The 23,953-nt window shown below is 39.9% G+C and carries 21 protein-coding genes; 8 read left to right on the top strand and 13 right to left on the bottom strand.

All coding sequences use genetic code 11. The annotated features are described in order from the left end of the window. Window positions 1-49 precede the first annotated feature (49 nt). The gene (locus M3O96_RS09670) at window positions 50-1,621 is read left to right on the top strand and encodes a WG repeat-containing protein (protein ID WP_249720169.1); all 1,572 of its coding nucleotides are present in this window, start codon (window positions 50-52) and stop codon (window positions 1,619-1,621) included. Window positions 1,622-1,694: 73 nt separating this feature from the next. Here M3O96_RS09670 and floA read toward each other — a convergent pair whose 3' ends face one another. The 3 genes from floA to proS all read right to left on the bottom strand — a co-directional run bounded on the left by floA (window position 1,695) and on the right by proS (window position 4,778). After that, window positions 1,695-2,711, bottom strand: coding sequence for a flotillin-like protein FloA (floA, locus tag M3O96_RS09665; RefSeq protein ID WP_249720167.1), 1,017 nt, complete (start codon window positions 2,709-2,711; stop codon window positions 1,695-1,697). A gap of 3 nt (window positions 2,712-2,714) precedes the next feature. After that, the gene (locus tag M3O96_RS09660; protein WP_249720165.1) at window positions 2,715-3,176 is read right to left on the bottom strand and encodes an NfeD family protein; all 462 of its coding nucleotides are present in this window, start codon (window positions 3,174-3,176) and stop codon (window positions 2,715-2,717) included. A gap of 120 nt (window positions 3,177-3,296) precedes the next feature. Next, window positions 3,297-4,778, bottom strand: coding sequence for a proline--tRNA ligase (gene proS, locus M3O96_RS09655; protein WP_249720163.1), 1,482 nt, complete (start codon window positions 4,776-4,778; stop codon window positions 3,297-3,299). A gap of 125 nt (window positions 4,779-4,903) precedes the next feature. Between proS and M3O96_RS09650 the strand changes: the two genes are divergently transcribed. Beyond that, window positions 4,904-6,301, top strand: coding sequence for a hypothetical protein (locus tag M3O96_RS09650; protein ID WP_249720161.1), 1,398 nt, complete (start codon window positions 4,904-4,906; stop codon window positions 6,299-6,301). A gap of 78 nt (window positions 6,302-6,379) precedes the next feature. After that, window positions 6,380-7,900 carry an OmpP1/FadL family transporter gene (locus M3O96_RS09645; protein ID WP_249720160.1) on the top strand — a complete coding sequence of 507 codons (1,521 nt, stop codon included), beginning with the start codon at window positions 6,380-6,382 and terminating at the stop codon, window positions 7,898-7,900. Here M3O96_RS09645 and M3O96_RS09640 read toward each other — a convergent pair. The 3 genes from M3O96_RS09640 to M3O96_RS09630 are packed head-to-tail and all read right to left on the bottom strand — an operon-like array spanning window position 7,890 to window position 10,055. Next, the gene (locus tag M3O96_RS09640; protein ID WP_249720158.1) at window positions 7,890-8,420 is read right to left on the bottom strand and encodes a shikimate kinase; all 531 of its coding nucleotides are present in this window, start codon (window positions 8,418-8,420) and stop codon (window positions 7,890-7,892) included. The two genes, M3O96_RS09645 and M3O96_RS09640, sit on opposite strands and share 11 nt — an antisense overlap. Further along, window positions 8,417-9,517, bottom strand: a complete 1,101-nt coding sequence (locus M3O96_RS09635) for a BT_3928 family protein (RefSeq protein WP_249720156.1) — start codon at window positions 9,515-9,517, stop codon at window positions 8,417-8,419. Before M3O96_RS09635 ends, M3O96_RS09640 begins: the two co-directional genes overlap by 4 nt. Then, a complete protein-coding gene (locus M3O96_RS09630; RefSeq protein ID WP_249720154.1) occupies window positions 9,510-10,055 on the bottom strand; it encodes a DUF1599 domain-containing protein in 546 nt (181 codons plus the stop codon). Before M3O96_RS09630 ends, M3O96_RS09635 begins: the two co-directional genes overlap by 8 nt. Window positions 10,056-10,071: 16 nt before the next feature. Here M3O96_RS09630 and folP point away from each other — a divergent pair, with 16 nt between their 5' ends. Together folP and cdaA are read left to right on the top strand one after the other, a co-directional pair. Further along, on the top strand, window positions 10,072-10,956 hold the full coding sequence (gene folP / locus M3O96_RS09625; protein WP_249720152.1) for a dihydropteroate synthase: 885 nt from the start codon (window positions 10,072-10,074) through the stop codon (window positions 10,954-10,956). Further along, window positions 10,953-11,822 carry a diadenylate cyclase CdaA gene (cdaA, locus tag M3O96_RS09620; protein WP_249720149.1) on the top strand — a complete coding sequence of 290 codons (870 nt, stop codon included), beginning with the start codon at window positions 10,953-10,955 and terminating at the stop codon, window positions 11,820-11,822. Before folP ends, cdaA begins: the two co-directional genes overlap by 4 nt. Before the next feature lie 56 nt (window positions 11,823-11,878). Here cdaA and M3O96_RS09615 read toward each other — a convergent pair whose 3' ends face one another. After that, on the bottom strand, window positions 11,879-12,070 hold the full coding sequence (locus M3O96_RS09615; protein WP_113926186.1) for a cold-shock protein: 192 nt from the start codon (window positions 12,068-12,070) through the stop codon (window positions 11,879-11,881). Window positions 12,071-12,159: 89 nt separating this feature from the next. Here M3O96_RS09615 and M3O96_RS09610 point away from each other — a divergent pair, with 89 nt between their 5' ends. Further along, window positions 12,160-12,648, top strand: a complete 489-nt coding sequence (locus M3O96_RS09610) for a SixA phosphatase family protein (protein ID WP_249720147.1) — start codon at window positions 12,160-12,162, stop codon at window positions 12,646-12,648. A 31-nt stretch (window positions 12,649-12,679) separates the two neighbouring features. On the opposite strand, the gene M3O96_RS09605 is transcribed toward M3O96_RS09610, so the two are convergent. The 6 genes from M3O96_RS09605 to M3O96_RS09580 form a co-directional block, all read right to left on the bottom strand. Next, entirely contained in the window at window positions 12,680-13,417 is a 738-nt protein-coding gene (locus M3O96_RS09605; protein ID WP_249720145.1) for an SDR family NAD(P)-dependent oxidoreductase, read from the bottom strand. Between the two features lie 106 nt (window positions 13,418-13,523). Next, window positions 13,524-14,927 (bottom strand): ATP-dependent protease ATPase subunit HslU, encoded by a 1,404-nt coding sequence (gene hslU, locus M3O96_RS09600; protein ID WP_249720144.1) that lies wholly within the window; start codon window positions 14,925-14,927, stop codon window positions 13,524-13,526. A gap of 163 nt (window positions 14,928-15,090) precedes the next feature. Then, the gene (lon, locus tag M3O96_RS09595; RefSeq protein WP_249720142.1) at window positions 15,091-17,583 is read right to left on the bottom strand and encodes an endopeptidase La; all 2,493 of its coding nucleotides are present in this window, start codon (window positions 17,581-17,583) and stop codon (window positions 15,091-15,093) included. 185 nt (window positions 17,584-17,768) lie between these two features. After that, window positions 17,769-18,995, bottom strand: coding sequence for a hypothetical protein (locus tag M3O96_RS09590; RefSeq protein ID WP_249720140.1), 1,227 nt, complete (start codon window positions 18,993-18,995; stop codon window positions 17,769-17,771). Between the two features lie 268 nt (window positions 18,996-19,263). Further along, window positions 19,264-20,583 carry an RIP metalloprotease RseP gene (gene rseP / locus M3O96_RS09585; protein ID WP_249720139.1) on the bottom strand — a complete coding sequence of 440 codons (1,320 nt, stop codon included), beginning with the start codon at window positions 20,581-20,583 and terminating at the stop codon, window positions 19,264-19,266. Next, window positions 20,583-21,749, bottom strand: coding sequence for a 1-deoxy-D-xylulose-5-phosphate reductoisomerase (locus M3O96_RS09580; RefSeq protein ID WP_249720137.1), 1,167 nt, complete (start codon window positions 21,747-21,749; stop codon window positions 20,583-20,585). The genes rseP and M3O96_RS09580 overlap by 1 nt, the downstream gene beginning before the upstream one ends. A gap of 196 nt (window positions 21,750-21,945) precedes the next feature. Here M3O96_RS09580 and M3O96_RS09575 point away from each other — a divergent pair, with 196 nt between their 5' ends. Together M3O96_RS09575 and M3O96_RS09570 are read left to right on the top strand one after the other, a co-directional pair. Continuing rightward, entirely contained in the window at window positions 21,946-23,391 is a 1,446-nt protein-coding gene (locus M3O96_RS09575; protein ID WP_249720135.1) for a S1C family serine protease, read from the top strand. A 71-nt stretch (window positions 23,392-23,462) separates the two neighbouring features. Beyond that, on the top strand, window positions 23,463-23,879 hold the full coding sequence (locus tag M3O96_RS09570) for a nucleotidyltransferase substrate binding protein (RefSeq protein WP_249720133.1): 417 nt from the start codon (window positions 23,463-23,465) through the stop codon (window positions 23,877-23,879). Window positions 23,880-23,953 lie beyond the last annotated feature (74 nt).

Raw genomic sequence — 23,953 nt, 5'->3', positions numbered from 1 at the left:
GAATTTCGACTCCAATCCACTTATTTTACCTTCGTCAATTTTATAAAGTATGAAGCTTAAAATGTATTGGAAATTACCTTTTTATGGAATTTTTTCACTTTTCTTAACAGAAACAGCAAGATCCCAAACATATGAGGTTTTTGACCAAAACCTCAGGTTAAAATCAAGGATTGAATATGACCATATTAGTATATTGGGTGAATCAGTAAGAATCAGCTCAGCAAACAACGAACTTAAACTTCTCAGCAAAGAATACAAGCCATTTTTAAATCTCAAGGCTAATGCTGTGTATACTTATGATCAGCCTTGGATCATTGTCCAAGGACCAAATGGAAAAGGTGCTTTTCACGAATATGGTGAAGAAATTTTTGCATCTGAATACGATTATATTGAAGTATTCTACAATCGGCTGCTAGCCAAAAAAGGTGATGAATTTTCGGTTTACGATCATTCGCAAAGAAAGATAACGCCAATTGGGACTTTTCAAAAAGCCAAATTGGCTTTAAATGGTCAGGTCATAGCACAGAACAATGGAGGTTATTTTTTACCACTTTCCGACAATCCCCAAAAACAATTTGAAGAGTTATGGGAAGTAAATGAAAATTATTTGATTTCTAAAGAAAGCTCAGGATATGGATTGATCAGTCGAGAGGGAAACTATATTCTTGATCCGATAATTGACCACATGTCTCACTTAGAGGGTGATTATTTCTATGCGTATGACGGGAATCAGTATATGTTGATCCGATGTCTTGAAGCGAGAGCTGATGTAAAATACACCTCTTATCATAAGATAACGCTACAAGACGGAATGCTCTTGGAATACATCCATGGCAAATTGCGAAGGGTGATGGATAATGACGGAATATTATTGGATCAGGTAGGAATGGAGAAAGTCACCGACGTCGGCGGAAAGCATTACAACGTCCTCATGAAGGACAATAAATTAGGTCTTCTTGGCCCAAAAGGTTGGGAAGTACATCCAATGGTAGAAGCGGATATTATCCTACCCGGAAGCGAGGGATTTTTTCCTGCCTCAAAATCCGGGAAATTTGGATTCATAGATAAATCAGGGAATTGGTTAATTATAAACCAATACGACAAAGTCGGGAAATTTAAAGATGGAATCGCTTTATTTAGTCTGGATGGGAAATGGGGATTTATTAATAGCCAAGGAATCCAAATCACAGGAGCAAATTTTGAACAAATTTCATATTTTCACCAAGGAAAGGCAATTGTCAAACAAGGAGGTAGGAATTTTTTGATTGGCAATGACGGTAATCCAATATTGGAAAAAGATTTTGACAGGATTTCGCTAACCGCAGATAACTATTTTATTACCGAAAATGAGGGTAAATTTGGATTAATTTCACCTGAAGGAGTAGAAATAGTAGAACCTAAATTCCAGGATTTGAGAAGAGAGGATTTGAACAAAATTCTGGTAAGGCTTGGAGATAAATATGGAATCTTAGATGAAAAAGGAAATTACGTTTTGCCTGTGTATTATAAAAGCATAGTATTCGACAATGGAAGTAATCAAATCCTTGCGGAGGTCGAATATCAGTTTGCTCCTGTAAAACCCATCGAAAATCTAAATATTAAAAAGAAAAAAGGAACCTGAAATCATGGTATAATGGCATAAAAAAAGCCTGACTCGGATCATTTCGAGTCAGGCTTTTTTATCAATTTAATAATTATTTTTTGTCCCCTTGCTTGCCTCTTCCACCTTCGGTACCGCTTGCTACATCCGTTCCTGCTATTGAAGACCTCATTTCTGTATCGGATTTGATATTTTCCATTTTATAATAATCCATCACTCCAAGATTTCCACTTCTAAACGCTTCAGAAATAGCCTTTGGAATTTCGGCTTCAGCTGCGATCACAAGAGCTCTCATTTCAACAGTTCTTGCTTTCATTTCTTGTTCCAAAGCCACGGCCATCGCCCTTCTTTCTTCCGCTTTGGCCTCAGCTACTTTAAGGTCAGCAGATGCCTGATCGATTTGGAGTTTCGCACCTATGTTGGTTCCAACATCAATATCAGCGATGTCGATTGAGAGAATTTCAAAGGCTGTACCTGCATCCAGTCCTCGTTGTAATACCAGTTTTGAAATTTTGTCAGGATTTTCAAGCACACTTTTATGGTTCAAAGACGAACCAATGGAAGTTACAATACCCTCTCCGACCCTAGCTAAAATAGTTTCCTCACCGGCACCACCGACGAGTTGCGCGATATTTGCCCTTACCGTAACCCTAGCTTTAGCTATTAATTGGATACCATCTGCTGCTACTGCAGCAACATTTGGGGTATTGATTACTTTAGGATTTACAGAAATCTGAACCGCTTCAAAAACATCCCTTCCTGCCAAATCAATGGCTGTGGCTTGTTTGAAACTCAGGGTGATATTTGCTTTATCTGCAGAAATCAATGCCCTAATCACATTTGGCACATTGCCACCTGCGAGATAATGTGTCTCGAGGTCGTTTGTGGTCAAGTCAAGCCCCGCTTTGGTAGCGGTAATCAGTGAGTTCACAATTACTCCCGGCGGCACCTTTCTGATTCTCATCCCGATCAATTCTCCGATACCAACCTTCACATTTGAAAATATGGCGGTAATCCAAAGATTGACAGGAATAAAATATAAAAACACGAAAAGTAAAATCAGCGCGGCAAAGGCTGCAAATAAAATAAAAGCCGAGTTTGACATGTCCATAAACTATGATTTAATGATTATTGTATTGTTTTCCAATTTAGTAATAAATACAGTAGTGCCTACAGAAATAAAACCTGATTCGGATTTAACTTCATAAATCACCTCACCGATTTCTGCTTTTCCTATTGGTTTGATATCAGAGATTGTGGTACCCTTCATCCCAATTTCCAATCCTTTGAGCCTATCATCAAAAGCCCGACTGTTGATGGCGCTTTTTAAAGCAAACTTTTTCCAAGCACCTGTTCGGAATCCATATATAAGTGCTCCAAAATTTAGGACAAGGGCTCCCGCCAACACGATACCGGCCGCTTCCTTGTCAAAAGTCTCAAAGGCATAGTAAATCCCGACTGCTGTGACCAAAACACCAATAATCCCAACAATGGTGGTCCCGGGAACGAATAATATTTCTGCCATAACCAAGATCAATCCGATCAGAAGAAGAGTAACTAAGATGAACCAGACCATTTTCAGTTATTTTTCCTGAAATTAGTTAGTTTTTTGATGGAGAAAAAACTCAGCCTTCAATTAAACCTAAAAAAAATGCCTTCTCATTTGTGAGAAGGCATTTGGTCTATCTTATGTATATTAATAAGCCCTTGCGAAATATACCCTGCCTGCAGAAGGATTGCCGCTTAAGATGCATTTGCCTTCCTCTTCCTTCCTATTGATTGGAATGCATCTGATGGTGGCTTTGGTAAGCTCTTTGATTTTCTCTTCGGTTTCAGGAGTCCCATCCCAATGTGCGGATAAAAATCCTCCTTTCGAGTCCAACAATTCTTCAAATTCATTCCAAGTATTGACTTCTGTCGTCATTTCTTCCCTAAACTTAAAAGCTTTGTTATATATGTTTTCTTGAATATCATCGAGTAGGCTACTGACATAGTCCTCCAAAACAACTTCTCCTAGATTTACCGTTTCTTTGGTCAATGTATCTCGCCTTGCCAATTCGATTGTATTGTTTTCCAAATCTCTCGGACCCATGGCAATTCTAAGCGGGACACCTTTAAGTTCATATTCGGCAAACTTCCACCCAGGTTTGTGGGTATCCCTATTATCAAAATGGACAGAGATTCCTCTAGTTTTCAATTTTGCAATGATTTCCTTCGCTTTTGCCGAAATTCTAACTAGTTCTTCCTCTCCTTTATAAATTGGAACTATGACAACTTGATTTGGAGCAAGTTTTGGAGGGAGTACCAAACCATTATCATCAGAATGGGCCATGATCAAAGCGCCCATGAGACGGGTACTTGCACCCCAAGAAGTGCCCCAAACATATTCAAGACCACCTTCTTTTGTAGCGAACTTGACATCAAATGCCTTTGCAAAATTCTGCCCAAGAAAATGGGAGGTTCCTGCCTGTAGGGCTTTCCCATCTTGCATTAAAGCTTCGATACAGTACGTATCTTCTGCCCCTGCAAATCTTTCATTGGCACTTTTAACTCCTCTCACCACAGGAAGTGCCATAAAAGTTTCTGCAAATTCTGCATAAACATTCATCATTTGCACAGTCTCTTCAAGGGCCTCTTGCTTAGTAGCATGTGCTGTATGACCTTCCTGCCACAAAAACTCAGTTGTCCTTAAAAAAAGCCTCGTTCTCATTTCCCAGCGGACAACGTTAGCCCACTGATTTACAAGAAGTGGTAGGTCTCTATAGGATTGAATCCAGTTTTTGTAGGTACTCCAGATGACTGTTTCAGAAGTCGGCCTGACGATCAATTCTTCTTCCAATTTGGCATCAGGATCGACAATCACACTTTTTCCGTCTTCAGAGTTTTTTAGTCGGTAGTGGGTTACGACAGCGCACTCTTTAGCAAATCCCTCAATATGGCTCGCTTCTTTGGAAAGATATGATTTTGGAATAAACAGAGGAAAATAGGCATTGACATGCCCTGTCTCCTTAAACATCCTATCAAGCTCAGCCTGCATTTTTTCCCAGATGGAATAGCCGTAAGGCTTTATCACCATACAACCTCGCACGGGTGAGTTTTCAGCTAGGTCTGCGCGTTTTACCAATTCGTTGTACCACAGAGAATAGTCTTCACTCCTTTTTGGCAATCCTTTACTCATAGTATTTTTTGATTTCAAAAATCTAATTATCTTCGCTAATTACTGTAAGGGGCAAATATAATCCAAAAAATGATAACCCTCTCTTACATGAATCGTATAAACGGTAAATAGTAAAAGCCAAACAAATGAAAAACTTGAACAAAATATTGATCCTTGGAGCGGGTACAGTACTTATCCTCACTTCGTGCAGCACCAGTCAAACAGCTACAAGAGGTAGGGAAACCGATGATCTATACTTCATGGCCTCTGATACCAAAGTAGCCACCCAATTCGCTGTTTCGAATAACAATCCACAGAATTTCAACCAATTGAATACTGTGGATCCTACGCAATTTCAACAAGAAAATTTTTCGGCTAGGAATGTAAATCCAGAATATATAGCAAAATATCAGTCTCAAAGTGCAGTAGACAATACGGGCGAAGTTTACTTTGATGACACACAAGCTCAAGAATCAAATCCCAATGTAAATGTTTACAATAATTTCTATGGTTCAGGCGCAGGAGTTAACGGTGCAGGTTTCAATAGTGGAATGAATGTAAACGTAGGTTTTGGCATGGGTTTCGGATCGCCAATGATGGGAATGGGATGGGGGATGCCAATGATGGGAATGGGTATGGGCTGGGGAATGCCGATGTGGGGAATGGGAATGGGATGGGGTATGCCAATGTGGGGAATGGGTATGGGATGGAACTCTATGTGGGGATGGAATATGGGAATGGGTATGGGCTGGGGAATGGGTGGAATGTGGGGTAACCCTTGGATGAACCCATGGATGGGTGGTGGAATGTGGGGTTGGGGACGACCAGGTATGGGTTGGGGTGCTCCCGGATGGGGAGGAGGTGCTTGGGGTGGTGAAAATGGTCGTCAAGTCGTTAGAGGTGGAAGACCCGGTAGAGATTCAGGAATGGTTTCAGGAGGAAATAGAGGAGGTACAAATTACCCATCAACAACTAGAGCCGCAAGAAGAGATGCCGTTAATCCAGACAGGTCAACGGGAGTAAACAATAGAACCGCAGGACGAGATTTCAGCAGATCACAAAACGATTATTATAACAATTCAAGAAGTAGGGTTGCTAACTCTGCTTCAGCGGGGAATAGAAATGTCGGTTCAGCAGCTGCAACAAGACCAAGCAACAGAACCGGAATAGATAATGCAAGGCCAACCTACAATTCACGAGGAAATTCTGGCGTATCAAATGGAACTGTAAATAGGGGTACTACTTCACCTAGTTTCAACAATAGGGGAACGAGCACTAATCCCACAAATCGGGGTGCAAATCCTTCGTACAATAGGGGAAACACTATAAACAATAATAATAGGTCTACTACACCTTCAAGGGGTGGTAGCATGTCGACACCTTCGAGAGGTGGCAACATGTCCGCTCCAAGCAGAAGTTCTTCTCCTTCTTTCAGCTCACCGAGTAGAAGTGGTGGTAGCATGGGAACCCCAAGCCGTAGCGGCGGAGGGGGAGGTGGGGGCATGAGCTCCGGTGGATCCAGAGGAGGTAGAGGGGGAAGGTAATCCCCCTTTTTTTATAGAGGTATGATAGATTGACTTATTGCCCTGTTATTAATAAGATTATATTTCCACATTGCTTTTATGATATTGACAAAAAAATTATTTCTGGGAGTTTTTTTAATTTTTTTTGGTACATCTTCAGGATATGCCCAATTCGGGTATTATAAAGATGCTTTGAGATTCAGCCAATTTAACTCCACAGGCTCTGCCAGAATAATTGGAATTGGTGGAGCCCAAATGTCATTGGGTGGAGACATATCAAATATCCACACCAATCCTGCTGGATTGGGTTTTTTTAGAAGATCAGAGTTTAGCTTTTCTCCTTCTTTTGGAACTTGGAACACAGAATCTAATTTCCTTGGACAAATCCAGACCGAAAGAACAGGAAATTTCGCACTTCCTAATTTGAGTCTTGTAATAAGTAATCCAAAACAGGGTGCCTTAAATACAAGTGCATTCAAAGGAGGATCGTTTGGGATCAGTTTTAATAGAATGAATCATTTTAATAGCCAGTTTGGCTTCTTCTCGGATATAGAAGGTGATGTTTCTATCATAGATTATTTTCTTCAACAGGCAAATGGGATACCTGAATCCCAGATTGAAAACATGGGCCTTACAGGATTGGCCTACCAGACTTTCTTAATCAATCCGGTCACCGTTGATCAAAATGGAAACCCAATCAATAACCCAACAGAATATGATTCATTTGTCCTTGGTTTCCCATTTCAGGATGAGACAGTGATTTCAGAAGGAAGAATAAGTCAAACGTCTCTCTCTTATGGGGCAAACTTTCTGAATAAGTTTTTTGTGGGTGCAGGATTAGGTTTATCCTCAGTTTCATATACCTCAAGAAAAAATTATCGTGAAGAATTTTTCAATGAGCCACTTTTAAATTCGACCATCGATGAGAGACTCTCAATGAATGGATTCGGAGCTAATATTAATTTAGGCGTAATATTTAAGCCAGTTGACCAATTGAACCTTGGTATAAACTTTCAGTCTCCGACTTGGTACACCTTCAATGAAGAATATGAAGCTAGGATGGTCAACAATTTTGATAACTTCTTTTTTGAGGAAGAAAATATCACACTTGGAAGAGAAGAGGCATCTACACCGATAACCATAGGGAGTTACAACCTGAACACGCCTTTAAGACTGAGCGGGGGCGCTACATTTTTTATAGGAAAAAGTGGATTCATTACGGCAGATATTGACTATCTCGATTATAGTAAAAGTAGAATCAATTCAAGGGACTTTAATGCAAATGCAGATAATCAACAGATCCGGGCTCTATACGGGCAAACCCTGAATTATCGGGTCGGTGGTGAATTTAGGTTTGATATTTGGAGGGTAAGAGGCGGATATGGATTCTACGGAGATCCTTTTATCAACAGTAGCTTTGACAGTAAAACACAACAATTTACCGGTGGTTTTGGAGTAAGATTAAAATCCATGTATGCAGATTTTGCTTTGTCTTCAACCAATTTTAACCAGCTTTATAATTCCTTCTTTTTGGAAGACGGGGGATTTAATATAGGTCCATTTACCGAAATCCGAAACAATATCACCACAGGAACCCTGACTTTTGGGTTTAATTTCTAAAATACCCCATCAATTCCGACATCAAATGCTCAGTGGAAATATCATCTCCACTGAGTATTATTTTTGACTTTAGGTAAAAAGACTCTCGTTGTAAAAATAGATTTTTCAATTTCAAAATAATTTCCCCTTGATCCAATCCTGCAAACATAGGTCTTTTGCCGGTTTGGTCTTTGAGCAATCTTTTGTTGATCTCTTCCAAGGATACATCAAGGTATACTGAAACCCCTTTTTGGTTGATCATCTCCATATTATCATTAAAACAGGGCGTACCACCTCCGGTTGATAAAACGATTCCTTCTCTTCCATTTAATGTTTTTTCTAGATAATATGTCTCCAATTCTCTGAATTTCCCCTCCCCCTCCGAACCAAAAATGTCTTTGATTTTCCTGCCTGTCTCTTTTTCAATCAAATGATCCAAATCAATAAATCCAAAATTCAGTTCCTTGGCTATTTGCCTACCGAAAGTCGATTTCCCTGAGCCAGGCATTCCAACCAATGCAATTTTCAATGGTGATTTCATTCAGCAAAAAGTGATTTAACTTCCTCAGGACTCGGGGTATTCCTGTAATGGTATTTCTTCAATACCACTCCATCTCTAATAAGCATAATCCCAGGATTGGAACGCATGATGGTCTTAATGACTGTGGCATCTCCCTGATAGCCTTCTATTCCCCAATTTCGTGATGAAATCAAAGCTTCAATTTCCTCCACTGAGGAAGCTGCAACTAGAATGGGTGAAATCTCACTTCCCTGAAGCCCCTCAATCATGGCATCAATTGTTTCAAGATGGGTGATGTTCATTTTTCCCATAAACGTCACAAAGATCACTGCCTTATTTCCGGTCAAAATACCTTCTGTAAAATCACCTTCGTCATTCCATACTGCAAAATCTGATATTTTGGGGAGCGCATCTTCATTGACCAAAACCATATCTACAAATTCGTAAGATTCGTCTGTTGGGTATTGATCCAATACCACTTCCTGACCATCCTTTTTCATGATGTAATTATACTGCAAGGGTGCAGATGGCTGCATTGCTGAAGGTATATCAACGCCCTCTTTGTAGGCTCTAAAATCTATAAATGGCAGGTTCCGGATGGCCGTTATCGCCAATAATACTGAAAGGACCAAGCTGCCACGTACTGTCCACTTGGCCCATGAAGGGCCGTCATTGGAAAGGTCTCTTCTGAAAAGAAAAAGAACTCCTATCAAAACCAACAAGATCACATCTTTGGTAAATGACTCCCAAGGAGTTAATTTGATTGCATCACCAAAGCAACCGCAATCGGTGACTTTATTGAAATATGCCGAATAAAAGGTCAAGAAAGTGAAAAACAAAGTCATGACGCCCAATGCCCAAACAGTAAACCTTAGCCTTACTCCCAAAATCAACATTACTCCCAATACAACTTCTGACACAACCAAAAACACGCCAATCGGTAATGCATAATCTTTGAATAAATAAAAAAAAGAAGCGATGTCATTAGAAAATACATCAAAATATTCTTCCAATTTGATAGCAGTACCGACAGGGTCGTTTACCTTGATCAGACCAGAAAAAATAAACAGGCCTCCTACCAAAAACCTGATGATATATATAGCGCTTTGCTTAAGCATGATAATTCAATTTTATTAAACAGAAAACAGCATAATTGATCATATCCTGATAATTGGCCTCAATTCCTTCAGAAACTAAAGTCATCCCTTGATTGTCTTCGATTTGCTTCACTCGGTAAAGTTTCATCAAGATGATATCTGTCATGGAAGATACCCGCATATCTCTCCAAGCCTCCCCATAATCATGGTTTTTGTTTTCCAACAAGCTTCTTGTATCCTCTACCCATTTATCATATAATGGCTCAAACTCGGCATAAGGAATTTCCAATCTAGAATCGGTTTTGTACGAAATCTGAATCAAAGCGATAAGGCAGTAATTGATAATGCCCACAAACTCATCAACAATAGGGTCATTGATTTTTTGATTACCATTTTCTTGAATAGATCTGATCCGTTGAGCTTTTATAAAAATCTGATCGGTGATAGAAGGAAGTCTAAGGATTCGCCATGCTGTTCCATAATCCTGGGTTTTCTTCTTAAAGAGTTCTTTACAATGGGCGATAACTTGATTATATTCGCTGACAGTTTGCGTTTTCAATGTATTTCCAATTTTAATGATTTCTGATCTTCAACCAACTTCCGCCTCCGAAGATATATTATTTCCTACAAAAATAACATTCTGCTCTAAAGGAAAGCTGATGGTTTTGGATAGACCTTGGATTATGGGAATCTTGAACCTTACTCCCGATTCTTTTTTTGAAAAAAGCAGGGTTCTTAATTCCAGAGAAGGGTTTTTGAAGGTTGCGGAAAAAATGATTCTCGATGGGGTGGACATTTTAGATATAGGAGGCTATTCCAGTAGACCCATGGCAGAAGATGTTTCATTGGAGGAAGAATTAAACAGGACCATTTTAACGATTGAAAAAATCAAAAATGAATTTCCTGACATCCTGATTTCCATTGATACTTTCAGATCCACAGTGGCAGAAGAGGGAGTTGCCGCAGGAGCTGATTTTGTCAACGATATTTCCGCCGGTGAACTTGATCCATTGATGATAGAAAAAGTCGGAAAGCTAAACGTTCCCTATATCGCTATGCACATGAATGGTACTCCAAAGACGATGCAACAAAATTCTGATTACCATAATATTTTAACAGAAATTATGCATTATTTTTCTAAAAAACTGAACCTATGCATGAAAGCTGGCATTAAAGATGTATTGATTGATCCTGGATTTGGATTTTCTAAAACTTTGGAGCAAAACTATTGGATTCTCAAAAATTTGGCTTATTTTAAAACAATTCAAGCTCCGATCTTAGTGGGAATCTCCAGGAAATCAATGATTTACAAAAAATTGGGTATTACCGCCGATGAAGCACTTAACGGAACAACAGCACTCCATATGGCCACGTTAATTAAGGGAGCAAACATTTTGAGAGTTCATGACGTGAAAGAGGCAAAAGAAACTGTAAAACTATATAAAGAAATCTACCCTTGACATTACTTTTCAAAATAGGATTTTTAGAAATCTCCATCGTAAATATCATCGATATCACTTTGGTAAGTATCCTTATTTATCAGGTTTACAAACTATTGAGAGGCAGTGTCGCTATAAAAATTTTTCTTGGGTTTTTATCTATTTATCTGATTTACCTGATGGTAAGTGCTTTGAGAATGGAACTTCTTTCCATTATCCTTGGCCAATTTATGGGTGTCGGTGTAATTGCAGCGATCATTATCTTCGCTCCTGAGATCCGTAAATTCCTTCTTATAATTGGGCGTTCTTCTTTTCTTTCCAATGAAAATTTCTTTCAGGAATTGCTCTTTTGGAAAAAAAGGGAAAGCAATGCTTTTAATATAAATCCAATCATCGAAGCGTCCAAAAGTCTTTCAGGTACAAATACCGGTGCTTTGATGGTCTTATCAAGTAATACTGAACTGAAATTCTATGCAGAAAGCGGAGATATTCTCGATGCTCAGATATCTAAAAGGTTGCTGATTTCTATTTTTAATAAATACAGCCCCCTTCATGATGGCGCAGTGATCATATACAATGGTAAGGTGAAAGCGGCAAGGTGCATTCTTCCTGTGACAGAGCGTGAAGTTCCGGCACAATTTGGGCTCAGACACCGTGCAGGAATAGGAATGTCAGAAGCAACAGACACACTTGTTTTGATTATATCGGAAGAAACAGGTCAGGTTTCCTTGGCTAAAAATGGAAAAATCCTTCATAACCTTTCCTTTCAGGAATTACGGGAATTGATCAATGATTATTTGTCCGGTGTGGATATTGATGAAAAATTTGAATCAATATCAGTCTATGAAAGGACAAAACTCAAAAAAATAACTCCCACAAGTGCATAAAAAAGGTCTGAAACAGAAGTTTCAGACCTTTTTTTAAACATCAAGCAAAACAACTACTATAACTTTTTTACATTAATAGCATTAAGGCCTTTTTTACCGTCCTTAACATCATAGGTTACTTTGTCATTTTGGGCTACTTTGTCTACCAATCCTGTGGCATGGACAAAAACGTCATTCTGAGACTCGTCATCAACGATAAAACCGAATCCTTTTGCATCGTTGTAGAATTTTACTGTTCCGGTAAGCATGATAAATTTTAAGATTTTGTGGATAAATGTCCTTTAAATGTAAATATACTAGTTGACAAAACAAAAATTTATTTTGCTAAATTGCCCTTATGAAAAAGCTTGTTATTATCAGGCATGCCAAATCTTCTTGGGATGATCCTTTCTTAAACGACCATGACAGACCACTTGCTGAGAGAGGTTTAAAAGATGCGCCAAAAATGGCAAAGAGATTGAAAAAAGAAAATATCTTCCCTGATGCCATCCTCTCTTCTGATGCAGAGCGGGCAAAAGCCACCGCGATCATCATGGCTAAGGAGATTGATTTTTCACCTAAAAAGATTGAATTTACCAAGGAACTGTACCACGGATCGGTATCACAAATCCTATCTGAAATAAAAAAAACTGATGAAAGTATCAAAACTTTATTTTTGTTTGGCCACAATCCAGGATTGAATGACCTTATCTGGAAACTTGGAGGTGAAATAGATAATCTTCCAACATCAGGCCAATTTGGATTCAAATTCGACGTCAAAAGTTGGGAGGAAATAAGTGCAAAAAATGCGAAAATCTGGTTATTTGATTATCCGAAGAAGGATTAAATTATCGCTCTAAATATTGCAAGAAGTATCTTTAGAAATCCCTCACATCTTGAATCACTCCTTCAAACTTTTCTGCATTTTTAATTAAATACAATATTTTATCCGCCGCATATTCAGGACTACTTAGCTGATTATTCTCTTTTAACCCTATGAATTTTGGTAATGAAGAAAAATCAGTAGAGGATGCATTTCTTATTTCAAGCTGCATTTCCGTATCAACTACACCCGGAGCAACTGCAAAAAATCTGATTCCGTTTTGATTTAAATCAGCTTCAGTCTGTGCCGTCTGGGTCAGCATATTCAAGGCAGACTTAGAAGCAGAATAACCTGACCAACCGTCAAGAGATTTGGAAGCCGCACCCGAACTTACATTCACTACAATTCTTTTCGCACCCTTCATCTGTGTGTGTTTTTTGACAAAAGCATTCATCATAATAGCAGGTGCAATTGTATTGACTTCAAATATTTGACGGATGCTTTGGTTAGACAAATTTCCCATATGAGCGATTTCACCTATCCAACCTGCATTGTTGATCAAAACAATGCTTTCAAATTCCCCATCAGGAAAAATCTTTTCCAAGCAATTTTCCATCCCCTCAAAATCAGTCAAATCACATGAAATATGTTGGTAATTAGGATGGGTAACTTCTGTATTGGTTCTTGAAACTCCAATAACCCTACTTGTACTTTCTAAAAGTAACTGGGTGAGCAAAGCTCTGCCAATTCCCTTGCTTGTACCCGTGATTATAAAAAGTGATCCTTGTGACATGGCTCAAATATTAATTTTTTGAAATTGGGTACTTAACAAAACTCCAGATTTCAAAGCTTGATCATGCTTTAAAATCTGGAGTAAAAACAAGAATTTCTAAATTCTTTTATAAAATATATTGAGAAAGGTCCCTGTTTTTTACCAAAGAGGTCAATCTATCCTGCACCATTTCTTGGGTAATCATAATTTTGGAATTAGCCTCAATAGTATCTGGAACTTCGAAAAGATAATCATTGAGTAAATGACTCATGACAGTATGAAGTCTTCTTGCACCAATATTTTCAACCTCTTCATTGATCTGAAAAGCCAATTTGGCGATCTCCCGTATAGCATCGTCATTGAAGTCTATGTATACCTCTTCTGTCTCGAACAATGCCTGGTATTGCTTAGTCAGCGCATTTTTGGGTTCTTTCAATATCCTATAGAAATCATCCTCTGTAAGGCTGTTCAATTCTACTCTGATTGGAAATCTTCCCTGCAATTCCGGAATCAAGTCCGATGGTTTTGCCACATGGAAAGCTCCTGCTGCGATGAACAAAACGTGGTCGGTATTAACAACACCATATTTGGTAGTTACAGCACTTCCTTCCACGATGGGAAGCAAATCCCGCTGCACACCTTCTCTACTCACATCAGGACCCGAACCACCTTTGCCACTTTTTGAGGCTATTTTATCGATTTCATCTATGAAAATAATTCCATTATTTTCAGCCAATCGTAGGGCTTCCTCCTTAACTTCATCAAAATCCACCAACTTGGAGGTTTCCTCTTCCATCAGAATTTTTCGTGCTTCGCCAATGGTAACCTTTCTTTTTTTGGTTTTTTTCGGCATCATGCCGCTGATCATATCCTGAATCCCCGCCATACTGGCATCATCCATCATGCCGTTTCCGATCATTCCAATTCCGACGGGAGGGCTTTGCTTGACATTGATCTCCACCTTACGGTCTTCCAACTCCCCATTTTTCAGTTTCTCTCTGAATCTGTCACGGGTTCTTTCATTCAGCTCATCATCCGGCGCCTGTTCGGGGTTAAAATCTATCGAACCTGAAACTGCTGGGCGGGCAAATCCCGCTGTTTTCACCGGTGGAATCAGGATGTCCAAGATGGCTTCATCTACCGCATCGGCAGCCTTGCCTTTGACTTCCTCATTTTTCTTTTCTCTGACCAAATGAACAGACTGTTCTACGAGGTCACGGACCATACTTTCCACATCTCTTCCCACATATCCTACCTCTGTAAACTTGGAAGCCTCAACTTTGGTAAATGGAGCATTGGCAATTTTGGCAAGCCTTCTTGCTATTTCTGTCTTTCCAACCCCCGTGGAGCCAATTAGAAGTATATTATTTGGGACAATATCTTTTTGGATATCTCCTTTGACATTCATTCTCCTGATCCTGTTGCGGAGAGCAATCGCCACATTTCGTTTGGCATCATGCTGTCCGATGATGTATTTGTCAAGCTCCGCTACAATCTGCTTTGGAGTCAAATCACTAAAATCATTTCTCATATCGTTAACGTTAAAACGTTCTCTATTCAATTTATTGAGGTGGAAATCCCAAAATTTTGGATCCATCCTCAGATTCGAAATTCTTTTTGGAATTGGAAGAACGCCTGACTTCAAGCGAACTGGCGCTACATTTTCACAAAATAGAATAGTAGGTCAACGCAGTTTAAGAGGCGATCAGACGACTGTTTTCAGATTCTTTTGGAAAAGAAAAAACCATAGGATCATCTACTTTAGTTTTCATCAAAGCTATTTCGAGCACTTCCTCCACCTTGTCTACAAAGTGAAATTCTACCCCTTTGATATACTCCTTGTCGATTTCCTCGATGTCTCTTTTGTTATTTTTACAAAGAATAATTTCTCTGATTCCTGCCCTTCGAGCCGCAAGGATTTTTTCTTTTATCCCACCAACCGGCATTACTTTACCACGGAGGGTAATCTCTCCAGTCATGGCCGTTTTGGATTTTACTTTCCTTTGGGTAAATATAGAAGCCATTGCGGTCAGCATCGTGATCCCTGCAGATGGTCCATCCTTCGGAACTGCTCCTGCTGGCACGTGGATATGAAGGTCATAATAGTCAAATAACCGGTCATCAATTCCTAATTTATCTGCCTTGGATTTAAGGTACGAAAGTGCTGTCATGGCTGATTCTTTCATGACTTCTCCCAATTGACCGGAAAGTGTCAACTTTCCTTTCCCTTTACTCAGTGATGTTTCCACAAACAGGATCTCTCCACCTACCGACGTCCATGCCAAGCCTGTCACCACACCGGCGGTACTGTTATCCTGATACATTTCCTTATCGAAGATTTCACCTCCCAAGATCTTTCTGACCATTTCAGGAGTAATTTTCTTTTGGTATTCCTCTTCCATAGCAATGGATTTAGCAAGGTTTCTTACCACCTTCCCTATTGCTCTTTCAAGATTTCTCACACCGGATTCTCTTGTGTAGTCTTCGATAATTTTTGCGATAGCTGCCCTATCAAACTGTATATCTTTTGCCTTCAAGCCGTGTTCCTGCCTTTGCTTAGGAATAAGATGTTTTTTAGCTATTTCAATTTTTTCTTCTAGCGTATATCCTGTCACTTCAATAATCTCCATTCTGTCTCTTAGGGCAGGTTGGATGGTGTCCAAAGAATTAGCTGTGGCAATAAACAGCACCTTGGAAAGGTCATATTCTACTTCCAGGTAATTGTCCACAAAGGTGCTATTTTGCTCAGGATCCAACACTTCCAAAAACGCAGACGAAGGATCTCCTCTGAAATCAGAACTCAGCTTGTCAATCTCATCCAATACATATACTGGATTAGAGAATTTGACTTTCTTCATGTTCTGGATAATCTTACCAGGCATGGCACCCACATAGGTTTTCCGATGTCCACGAATTTCGGCCTCATCATGAAGGCCACCTAGAGACATTCGGATATATTTCCTACCCAAAGCTGTAGCTATGGACTTACCCAAAGAAGTTTTACCCACTCCCGGAGGACCATACAGGCATAAAATCGGACCTTTAAGGTCTTTTTTTAACTTTAATACAGCTAGGTATTCAATGATTCTGTCTTTAACTTTTTCAATTCCGTGGTGGTCTTTGTCCAAAATGGCTTTGGCTCTTTTCAGATCAAAATTATCATCGGTTGTTTCGTTCCAAGGCAACTCGACCAATGTTTCGGCATAATTCAGTGCGATGGGGTATTCTGCCGCTGAAGGATTGATTCTTAATATTTTGTCCAATTCTTTCTCAAAATGCCGGGCAACTTCCTTTGGCCATTTCTTCAAAAGACCTTTGGTACGCAGCTCTTCCACTTCTTTTTCAGGACCTTCTTCGCCCAGTTCGGTTTGAAGGACCTTCATTTGCTGACGGAGAAAATAATCCCGTTGCTGCTGATCGATATCTGTATGAACTTTCTTTTGAATCTCGCTTTTGAGTTCGAGCATCTGAATGTCCTTCATCATAAACTCAAGCAACAAAGTAGCCCTTTCTACCCCATCGTTGATTTCCAACAGTTTTTGCTTGGCTTCCACCGGAGCATTGATATTGGAAGAAAGGAAATGGGTCAAAAACGCTGTATTGTCAATATTATCAAGAGCCACTTGGGCTTCTCTCGGGATCTCAGGATTGAGGTGCAAGATCTTGGCCGCAGAATCCTTTAATGATTCCTCGAGAGCTTTAATTTTCTTGCTATTTTTGGGGAAATTCTCTTCCAAATATTCCACTTTGGCAATAAAATAGGGATCCTCAGTGGTAGTCTCAGTGATGCGGAACCTCTTTTTTCCTTGAATAATAATGGTGGTATTGCCATCAGGAAGAATGATCATTTTGATGATCTTAGCCAAGGTTCCGACATGGTAAATGTCTTCCCAAGAAGGATCATCATTTTGGGCATTGATTTGCGCACAGACACCAATGAGTTTGTCTCCTTTCTGGGCTTTCTTGACTAGTTTGATCGAACGCTGCCTTCCGACTGTGATCGGTATGACAACTCCAGGAAATAGCACTGTATTGCGAACAGAAAGAATAGAAATATCAGTGGAAAAATTCTCCGGCTGCTGTAGACTTTCGTCTTCGTCGTCAGCGATCAGTTGGATCAAATCGCCTTCGCCTGCATAGTCACCTGTAATCATTGATTGATATAATTGGTTTTCGAAATTCTTCATAAAGGACAATATGACAGACAAGCTGTCAAGTAATTAATAAAATAAAGAAGAACCTCCAAGTTAAGAAGGTTCCTCCAATAAAATCAATGAATATGCCAAGGATATTAAAAGTACAAATTGGCAGGTTAATAAGTGAAGTAATATCATTTGCATTCACGCACGTTACTTCCCAAATACTGGCTTTATTAAAATTTAATCGCAGCGTTCAGAGAATAACCATGAAAAGAATATTTATAGTGCCCGGAAGATTGGGCACCGGGAGCTGATGCAAAAATCTCCCCATACCTGGACATTCTATGGAATTGGCCTTCTAATACCAATGCTGTTTTTGATGTGATACTTGTGGTCACCCCTAATCTCATCAGTAATCCAATATTATTGCCTACATCAAGGTATTGGGGGTTAAATGATTCAATTAATTCCCCGTTAGATCTTCGGGCTTCAGCTGAAATTTCATTGGTGGTTTTATTAAGTAATCTATAATTCATCCCGATTCCGGTATGAACTTTAAACTTATCATTCCCAGCCAAATAATAATTGAACAACAAAGGGATACCAATACTGTTGAGTTCATAATTTTCATAGAGAACAAAACGGCCGCCCATTACCGGGAAATCAATATTCATCTTCGCCTCAAACTTTCGAAAAATAAGACCTGAAGTAATAAAAAACCTCGGTGCATCCCTGACCAGATGAAAGTCTACCAAGGCGTTGATTGCCAATGAACTGCTGACCGGCTCGACAGTGGCGTAAGTTCCGTTGACGCTTTGAGACATTTGGTTATATCCTAGGCCAATACTGGGGCTAATCCTTAGGATCGGATAATCCGCCCCAAACTCTTCAAAAGTATACCCTTTCAGTTCGTGATATTCCTTAAATAATTCTTTAATCTCATTTTTCCTTGGTTTAACACTCCTTATTTTTTCGACAAATTCGTACTCCATGTCAGTCCCTAGACCATATGTCAACAGCCCTATATACCCAAATGATTCAGTATTTACCTGCCTCATGTTTACATCCTTATTTTGACTAAATTCAAGTTTTTTTAACCCTTCTTCTAATTCGATAAATAACTGATCTTTATAACCCAAAAAACTCTTCTCTCCTACAATAATCTCTTCAAAAAAAACTGTTTCACCTGTATTTGGATGAATGGCAGCTCTATACTTTGCTCCATTTGCAAGCTTAAAACCACGGATATCTTCAGGCTTAAATATAGTGTCAAAAATTCCATCTATAGAAAATTCCAAATCCTGATACCTTCTGGGGTCCAAAGGTTTTTTGACATTTCCCGGGATAATTTCCCCGGATAAAAAAATAACATAGTCCTTTTTTTCAATTTGAGCAAAACAATAATTACAGATAAGATTTAAAAAAACTACCAATAGTAAAGGGGTGATTATTTTTTTCATACAATTTTTTATAAATGACGATTTAAATTGGAGACGAAGTCTTATTAAGCAATTATTTATACCCGGATTTTGGTTTTCCAGATTGAGCAAAAGAATCTTGGGAAAATGAAAACAGGCAGGTAGCCAGAATCAAAATAAGGGTGGCACTAATTCTCATAATTGGGCTTTAAGGTGATTAACGAAACAATGATACCCAAAAAACTAATATTTAAAAATAAGGGGAAGAAAATAATTTTCTTCCCCTTTAAAATTTTTATTTCAAATTAAATTAAGGTCCTGTAAACAGCTTTAGAATATCATTCCCAATGGCAAATACCATCAGTGCAAGAAGCAGAACCATCCCCACTTTCTGTGCATTTTCCAAGAACTTATCCGAAGGGGCCTGACCTGACACCATTTCATACAGCAAAAATACCACATGTCCACCATCTAGTGCCGGAATGGGTAGTAGGTTCATAAAGGCCAAGATCATAGATATCAAACCTGTGATACTCCAGAATTTTACCCAATCCCAATTGTTGCCATAAATCTTTGCCATTCCGATCGGACCGCTTACGTTTTTGGCAGAAACTTCTCCGGTAAACATTTTCCCCAAAGCTTTGGCATTGACAATAACTACTCCAAATGCACGCTGTGTACCTTTGGTGATGGATTCACCTACACCATATTTTTTGACAACGGGTTCAAGTAATGGATTTACAGCAATTCCGATCGTTCCTTCCTCAGAAATTTGGGCTGATTTTTCTAAGGTTTCACCATTTCTTTCCACCAACAAAGTGGCTTCTTTTCCTTTCAAATCAGCAAGGGAACTTTGTAAATCATTGAAATAAGCGATCTGCGCGCCATTGACTTCAATGATTTTGTCACCTACTTTCAGTCCTATCTTTTCCGCAGTGCTGTTAGGAGAAACCTCTCTTACATCAAAAGGAACCCTAATGTTGATAAAGCTGGACATGGCCTGCTCACTGTTGAAAGAATTGATAAAACCTCTTGGGATTTCGATTTTGATGATTTCTCCACCACGGTCTACGGTATAAAATCCACCACTGCTCAATAACGCCTCTCCCCCACTTAATTCATTGATGCTTTCATACGGCAATCCATTGATGTCCAATATTTTGTCGCCATCCTTAAATCCAATTTGCTGACCGATTTCTAAAGCAACAATTCCGTTCTGTATGACTTGGTCTCTTGAATAATAAGTCTCGCCTCTTTGGTAGACTAGGACTACGAAAATCAAAACTCCTGTAAAGACATTGACGATGATACCGCCGAGCATGACAATCAGACGCTGCCAAGCCGGTTTGGAGCGGAACTCCCAAGGCTGAGGTTCGGATGAAAGCTGCTCTGTATCCATAGATTCATCGACCATCCCGGAGATTTTGACAAATCCTCCCAAAGGAATTGCTCCTATGGAATATTCCGTTTCACCCCATTTGAATCCAATGATTTTTGGAGGGAATCCAATGGAGAATTTCTCCACCCTCATGCCAAACATTTTGGCGGTAAGCAAGTGGCCCAACTCATGCAGGCCTACTAAAATTGACAACCCCAATATCAATTGGGCTACCATGATCAGTGTATCCATTATACTTTACTCTTTATTAATTCTTGAGTGATGATACGGGACATTTTGTCCGTATTAATGTAATCTTCCAGTGTCGGGTTCTTGACGAAATCCGCTTTGGCCATTGCTTCGGCGATAATGTCAGACATTTCTAGAAATCCAATTTCCTCCCTCAAAAATGCAGCCACAACGATTTCATTGGCAGCATTTAGGATACAAGGTGAATTTCCTCCTTTTGCAAGTGCCTCGTAAGCCAAACCCAAATTGCGGAAAGTTTCAATATCCGGTTGCTCGAAAGTCAGGTTTGGATATTTGGCAAAATCAAACCTTGGAAAGTCTGCCTTTAACCTATCTGGGTAGCTTAAGGCAAACTGAATGGGGATACGCATATCCGGTAGCCCAAGTTGTGCTTTGATACTTCCATCTTCAAACTGCACCAAAGAATGGATGATCGATTGTGGATGTACCACCACTTCAATCTGCTCTTTGGACAATCCAAACAACCATTTGGCTTCGATTACCTCAAGACCTTTGTTCATCAAAGAAGCAGAATCAATGGTGATCTTGGCTCCCATATCCCAATTTGGATGCTTTAGGGCTTGGGCTTTGGTCACAGATTCCAAAAACAACCTGTCTTTTCCCCTAAATGGTCCTCCCGAGGCAGTAAGGATAATTTTCTCTATTGGATTGTGAAATTCACCTACCAAACATTGAAAAATAGCGGAATGTTCGGAATCGACAGGATAAATGTTCACGCCTTTTTCACCTGCCAATTTGGTCACCAATTCGCCTGCGACCACCAAGGTCTCTTTGTTGGCAAGGGCAATCGCCTTTCTTGCCTCGATGGCTTTCATGGTGGGGATCAATCCGGAGTATCCAACCAGTGCAGTCAGCACTATATCTATGGTCTCCATAGTAACCACATCAGCCAATGCTTTTTCTCCGGCAAAAACCTTGATACCCAATGGGAGCAAAACATCCCGCACCTTCTCATAGAGACTTTCATTGGCTATCACCACGCAATTGGGCTGAAAATCAATAGCCTGACTGATCAATAAATCTGCGTTATTTTGGGCAGTCAGGACTTCTACTTGAAATTTTTCGGGGTGTGATCTGATGACCTCTAGGGTCTGGGTTCCTATACTTCCTGTAGAGCCAAGGATGGCTACATTCTTCTTTCCTGACATCAATTCATTTTGCATTAGCAAGGGACAAAGTCTATCTGTCTGATAAATTCCCTTATTGACATGACAAAATTACAAGGTTAATGGACTTTTCCTCCAAATTTTTCAGTCTTTTTGAAAAGGGCTAAATTTGGCATGCAAATCGGTGGCAAATTAACCGATACCCAAAAGGATCAACCCAAAATCAGCGCACACCGTTATGGAGAATATGATCAAAAATGCAAAGACAGTTCTTTTAGCCTTTTCAGCGGGTCTGATGGGCGCATGGGCTTTTCATGAATTCAGCCCCAGGGAGGAATTTCCCAAAAATACGGCCTTGGAAATACCAAAGAGCTCCACCTATCAGGTCAATAATTCAGGAGAGGCGGCTGCATATGCAAATGCACCGGTTTCCTTTGTCGAAGCTTCCGAAAAAAGCACGCCTTCAGTGGTATTTATCAAAAACTTTTCCGGTACGGACCAAAGGCGTTACAGCATGTTCGACTATTTTTTTGGAACAGAACCAACGCAACGAGTCAGTACAGGTTCAGGAGTAATCATCAGCGCTGACGGGTATATCATCACCAATAACCACGTCATTGACCGGGCAGAAACCATCGAAATCGTCCACCAAAAAAGAACTTATCCTGCCAGATTGATCGGAACAGATAAGAACACAGACATTGCAGTACTGAAAGTCGAAGGGGTGAGTCTGCCTGCAATATCTATGGGCAGCAGCCGCTCACTAAGAATCGGTGAATGGGTGATTGCTGTTGGAAACCCATTTAACCTGACTTCTACCGTCACCGCCGGTATAGTCTCTGCCAAGGAAAGACAGATCAATATATTGGGTGGTGAATTTCCTTTGGAATCTTTTATCCAAACAGATGCCCCTATCAACCCCGGGAACTCAGGTGGAGCTTTGGTCAATATCAATGGGGAATTGGTTGGTATAAACACAGCGATTCTTTCCAGGACGGGATCCTACACAGGATATGGTTTTGCGGTGCCGGTGGACATCGCTATGAAAATCGCCACTGACCTGATCAAGTATGGTGAAGTGCAAAAAGCCATTCCAGGATTGGATGTGGTGGAAATCACACCCGAACTCGCCGAAGACATGAAATTACCCTCACTGGATGGAGTCATCGTGACCCATGTGGTCAGGGAAGGCGCCGCAGAAAAAGCCGGCATGCAAAAAAATGATGTGGTGACTTGGATAGAAAATATTGACATTACTGGAAAAGGAAGCTTTGAGGAAGTCCTTTCGTATTACAAACCCGGAGACAAAGTGCGTGTACAATTCAAGCGGGGAAATGAACTCAAGACTGCAACCCTCACCCTTCAAAATCTGGAAGGAACCACCGGAGTCATCAAAAGAGAATACTATACGTCCAATTTGCTTGGTGCAAGGTTAGAGTCCGTCAATACCATTGAAAAAGACAAGTTCGGAATCAATTACGGCATCAAAATCACAGCGTTGACAAGAGGATATCTCAGGGACCTGGGATTAAACAATGGATTTGTTATCACATTGATCAATGGTGAACCTGCTACAAATCCAGAAGCTGTAGGGAAATATTTAGAAAAATTCAGTGGTAGGTTAAGGCTCGAAGGCATCACCCCAAGTGGTCAACCTTTCATGCAGTCCTATAATGTGAGATAATTTAATTAAATTATGGTTTCGCAATCAACTTCTTGAAGATAAATTGTACTCCAAAATCGACACCACTACTTATGAAAATAGCTCCTCCTACCTGCGAAAAATGCTTTGACGACTACAAGGATGCTCTTGATGAATTACAAGAAGTTGTAAGGCTCTACAAAACCGCACCTATGGATGCGAAAATGCAAAAAAAGGTCATCCGCACTTTTGAGCTGACCCATGAACTTGCCTTGAAAACCATTGCGGAATACTTCAAAAAACAGGGTAGACAACATTCATTTTCTGGATCGAGGGAAGCAACAGTGGAGGCTTTTAATGAGGAACTCATAGATGACGGCAAGGGATGGCTTGATATGATCATCGAAAGAATCAAATATAGCCCGCTTTACACCGAAGATTTCCAAAGCGAGTTTGCCGAAGAAATTGCCAAAAAATTCATAAAGCTCCTTGAAAATTTTGAGCGGAAATTGAGTAAAAAGCTTGACTAGGGTAGGAGAATTTCCCTGTAGAGCTGCAAACGATCAATCTGGATTTTAGCTTCAATACCAACTTTATTTCTGCC

The organism is Aquiflexum sp. TKW24L (genome assembly GCF_023502205.1).
GTDB lineage: Bacteria > Bacteroidota > Bacteroidia > Cytophagales > Cyclobacteriaceae > Cognataquiflexum.
Note: the sequence above shows the minus strand (reverse complement) of the source record. Positions and strands in the feature narration are given on the sequence as shown.

Coding starts and splice junctions, on each gene's coding strand:
- M3O96_RS09670 (WP_249720169.1), top strand. CDS start 50: ATGAAGCTTAAAATGTATTGGAAATTACCTTTTTATGGAATTTTTTCA.
- floA (WP_249720167.1), bottom strand. CDS start 2,711: ATGGACATGTCAAACTCGGCTTTTATTTTATTTGCAGCCTTTGCCGCG.
- M3O96_RS09660 (WP_249720165.1), bottom strand. CDS start 3,176: ATGGTCTGGTTCATCTTAGTTACTCTTCTTCTGATCGGATTGATCTTG.
- proS (WP_249720163.1), bottom strand. CDS start 4,778: ATGAGTAAAGGATTGCCAAAAAGGAGTGAAGACTATTCTCTGTGGTAC.
- M3O96_RS09650 (WP_249720161.1), top strand. CDS start 4,904: ATGAAAAACTTGAACAAAATATTGATCCTTGGAGCGGGTACAGTACTT.
- M3O96_RS09645 (WP_249720160.1), top strand. CDS start 6,380: ATGATATTGACAAAAAAATTATTTCTGGGAGTTTTTTTAATTTTTTTT.
- M3O96_RS09640 (WP_249720158.1), bottom strand. CDS start 8,420: ATGAAATCACCATTGAAAATTGCATTGGTTGGAATGCCTGGCTCAGGG.
- M3O96_RS09635 (WP_249720156.1), bottom strand. CDS start 9,517: ATGCTTAAGCAAAGCGCTATATATATCATCAGGTTTTTGGTAGGAGGC.
- folP (WP_249720152.1), top strand. CDS start 10,072: ATGATTTCTGATCTTCAACCAACTTCCGCCTCCGAAGATATATTATTT.
- M3O96_RS09615 (WP_113926186.1), bottom strand. CDS start 12,070: ATGCTTACCGGAACAGTAAAATTCTACAACGATGCAAAAGGATTCGGT.
- M3O96_RS09610 (WP_249720147.1), top strand. CDS start 12,160: ATGAAAAAGCTTGTTATTATCAGGCATGCCAAATCTTCTTGGGATGAT.
- M3O96_RS09605 (WP_249720145.1), bottom strand. CDS start 13,417: ATGTCACAAGGATCACTTTTTATAATCACGGGTACAAGCAAGGGAATT.
- hslU (WP_249720144.1), bottom strand. CDS start 14,927: ATGAGAAATGATTTTAGTGATTTGACTCCAAAGCAGATTGTAGCGGAG.
- lon (WP_249720142.1), bottom strand. CDS start 17,583: ATGAAGAATTTCGAAAACCAATTATATCAATCAATGATTACAGGTGAC.
- M3O96_RS09590 (WP_249720140.1), bottom strand. CDS start 18,995: ATGAAAAAAATAATCACCCCTTTACTATTGGTAGTTTTTTTAAATCTT.
- rseP (WP_249720139.1), bottom strand. CDS start 20,583: ATGGATACACTGATCATGGTAGCCCAATTGATATTGGGGTTGTCAATT.
- M3O96_RS09580 (WP_249720137.1), bottom strand. CDS start 21,749: ATGTCAGGAAAGAAGAATGTAGCCATCCTTGGCTCTACAGGAAGTATA.
- M3O96_RS09575 (WP_249720135.1), top strand. CDS start 21,946: ATGGAGAATATGATCAAAAATGCAAAGACAGTTCTTTTAGCCTTTTCA.
- M3O96_RS09570 (WP_249720133.1), top strand. CDS start 23,463: ATGAAAATAGCTCCTCCTACCTGCGAAAAATGCTTTGACGACTACAAG.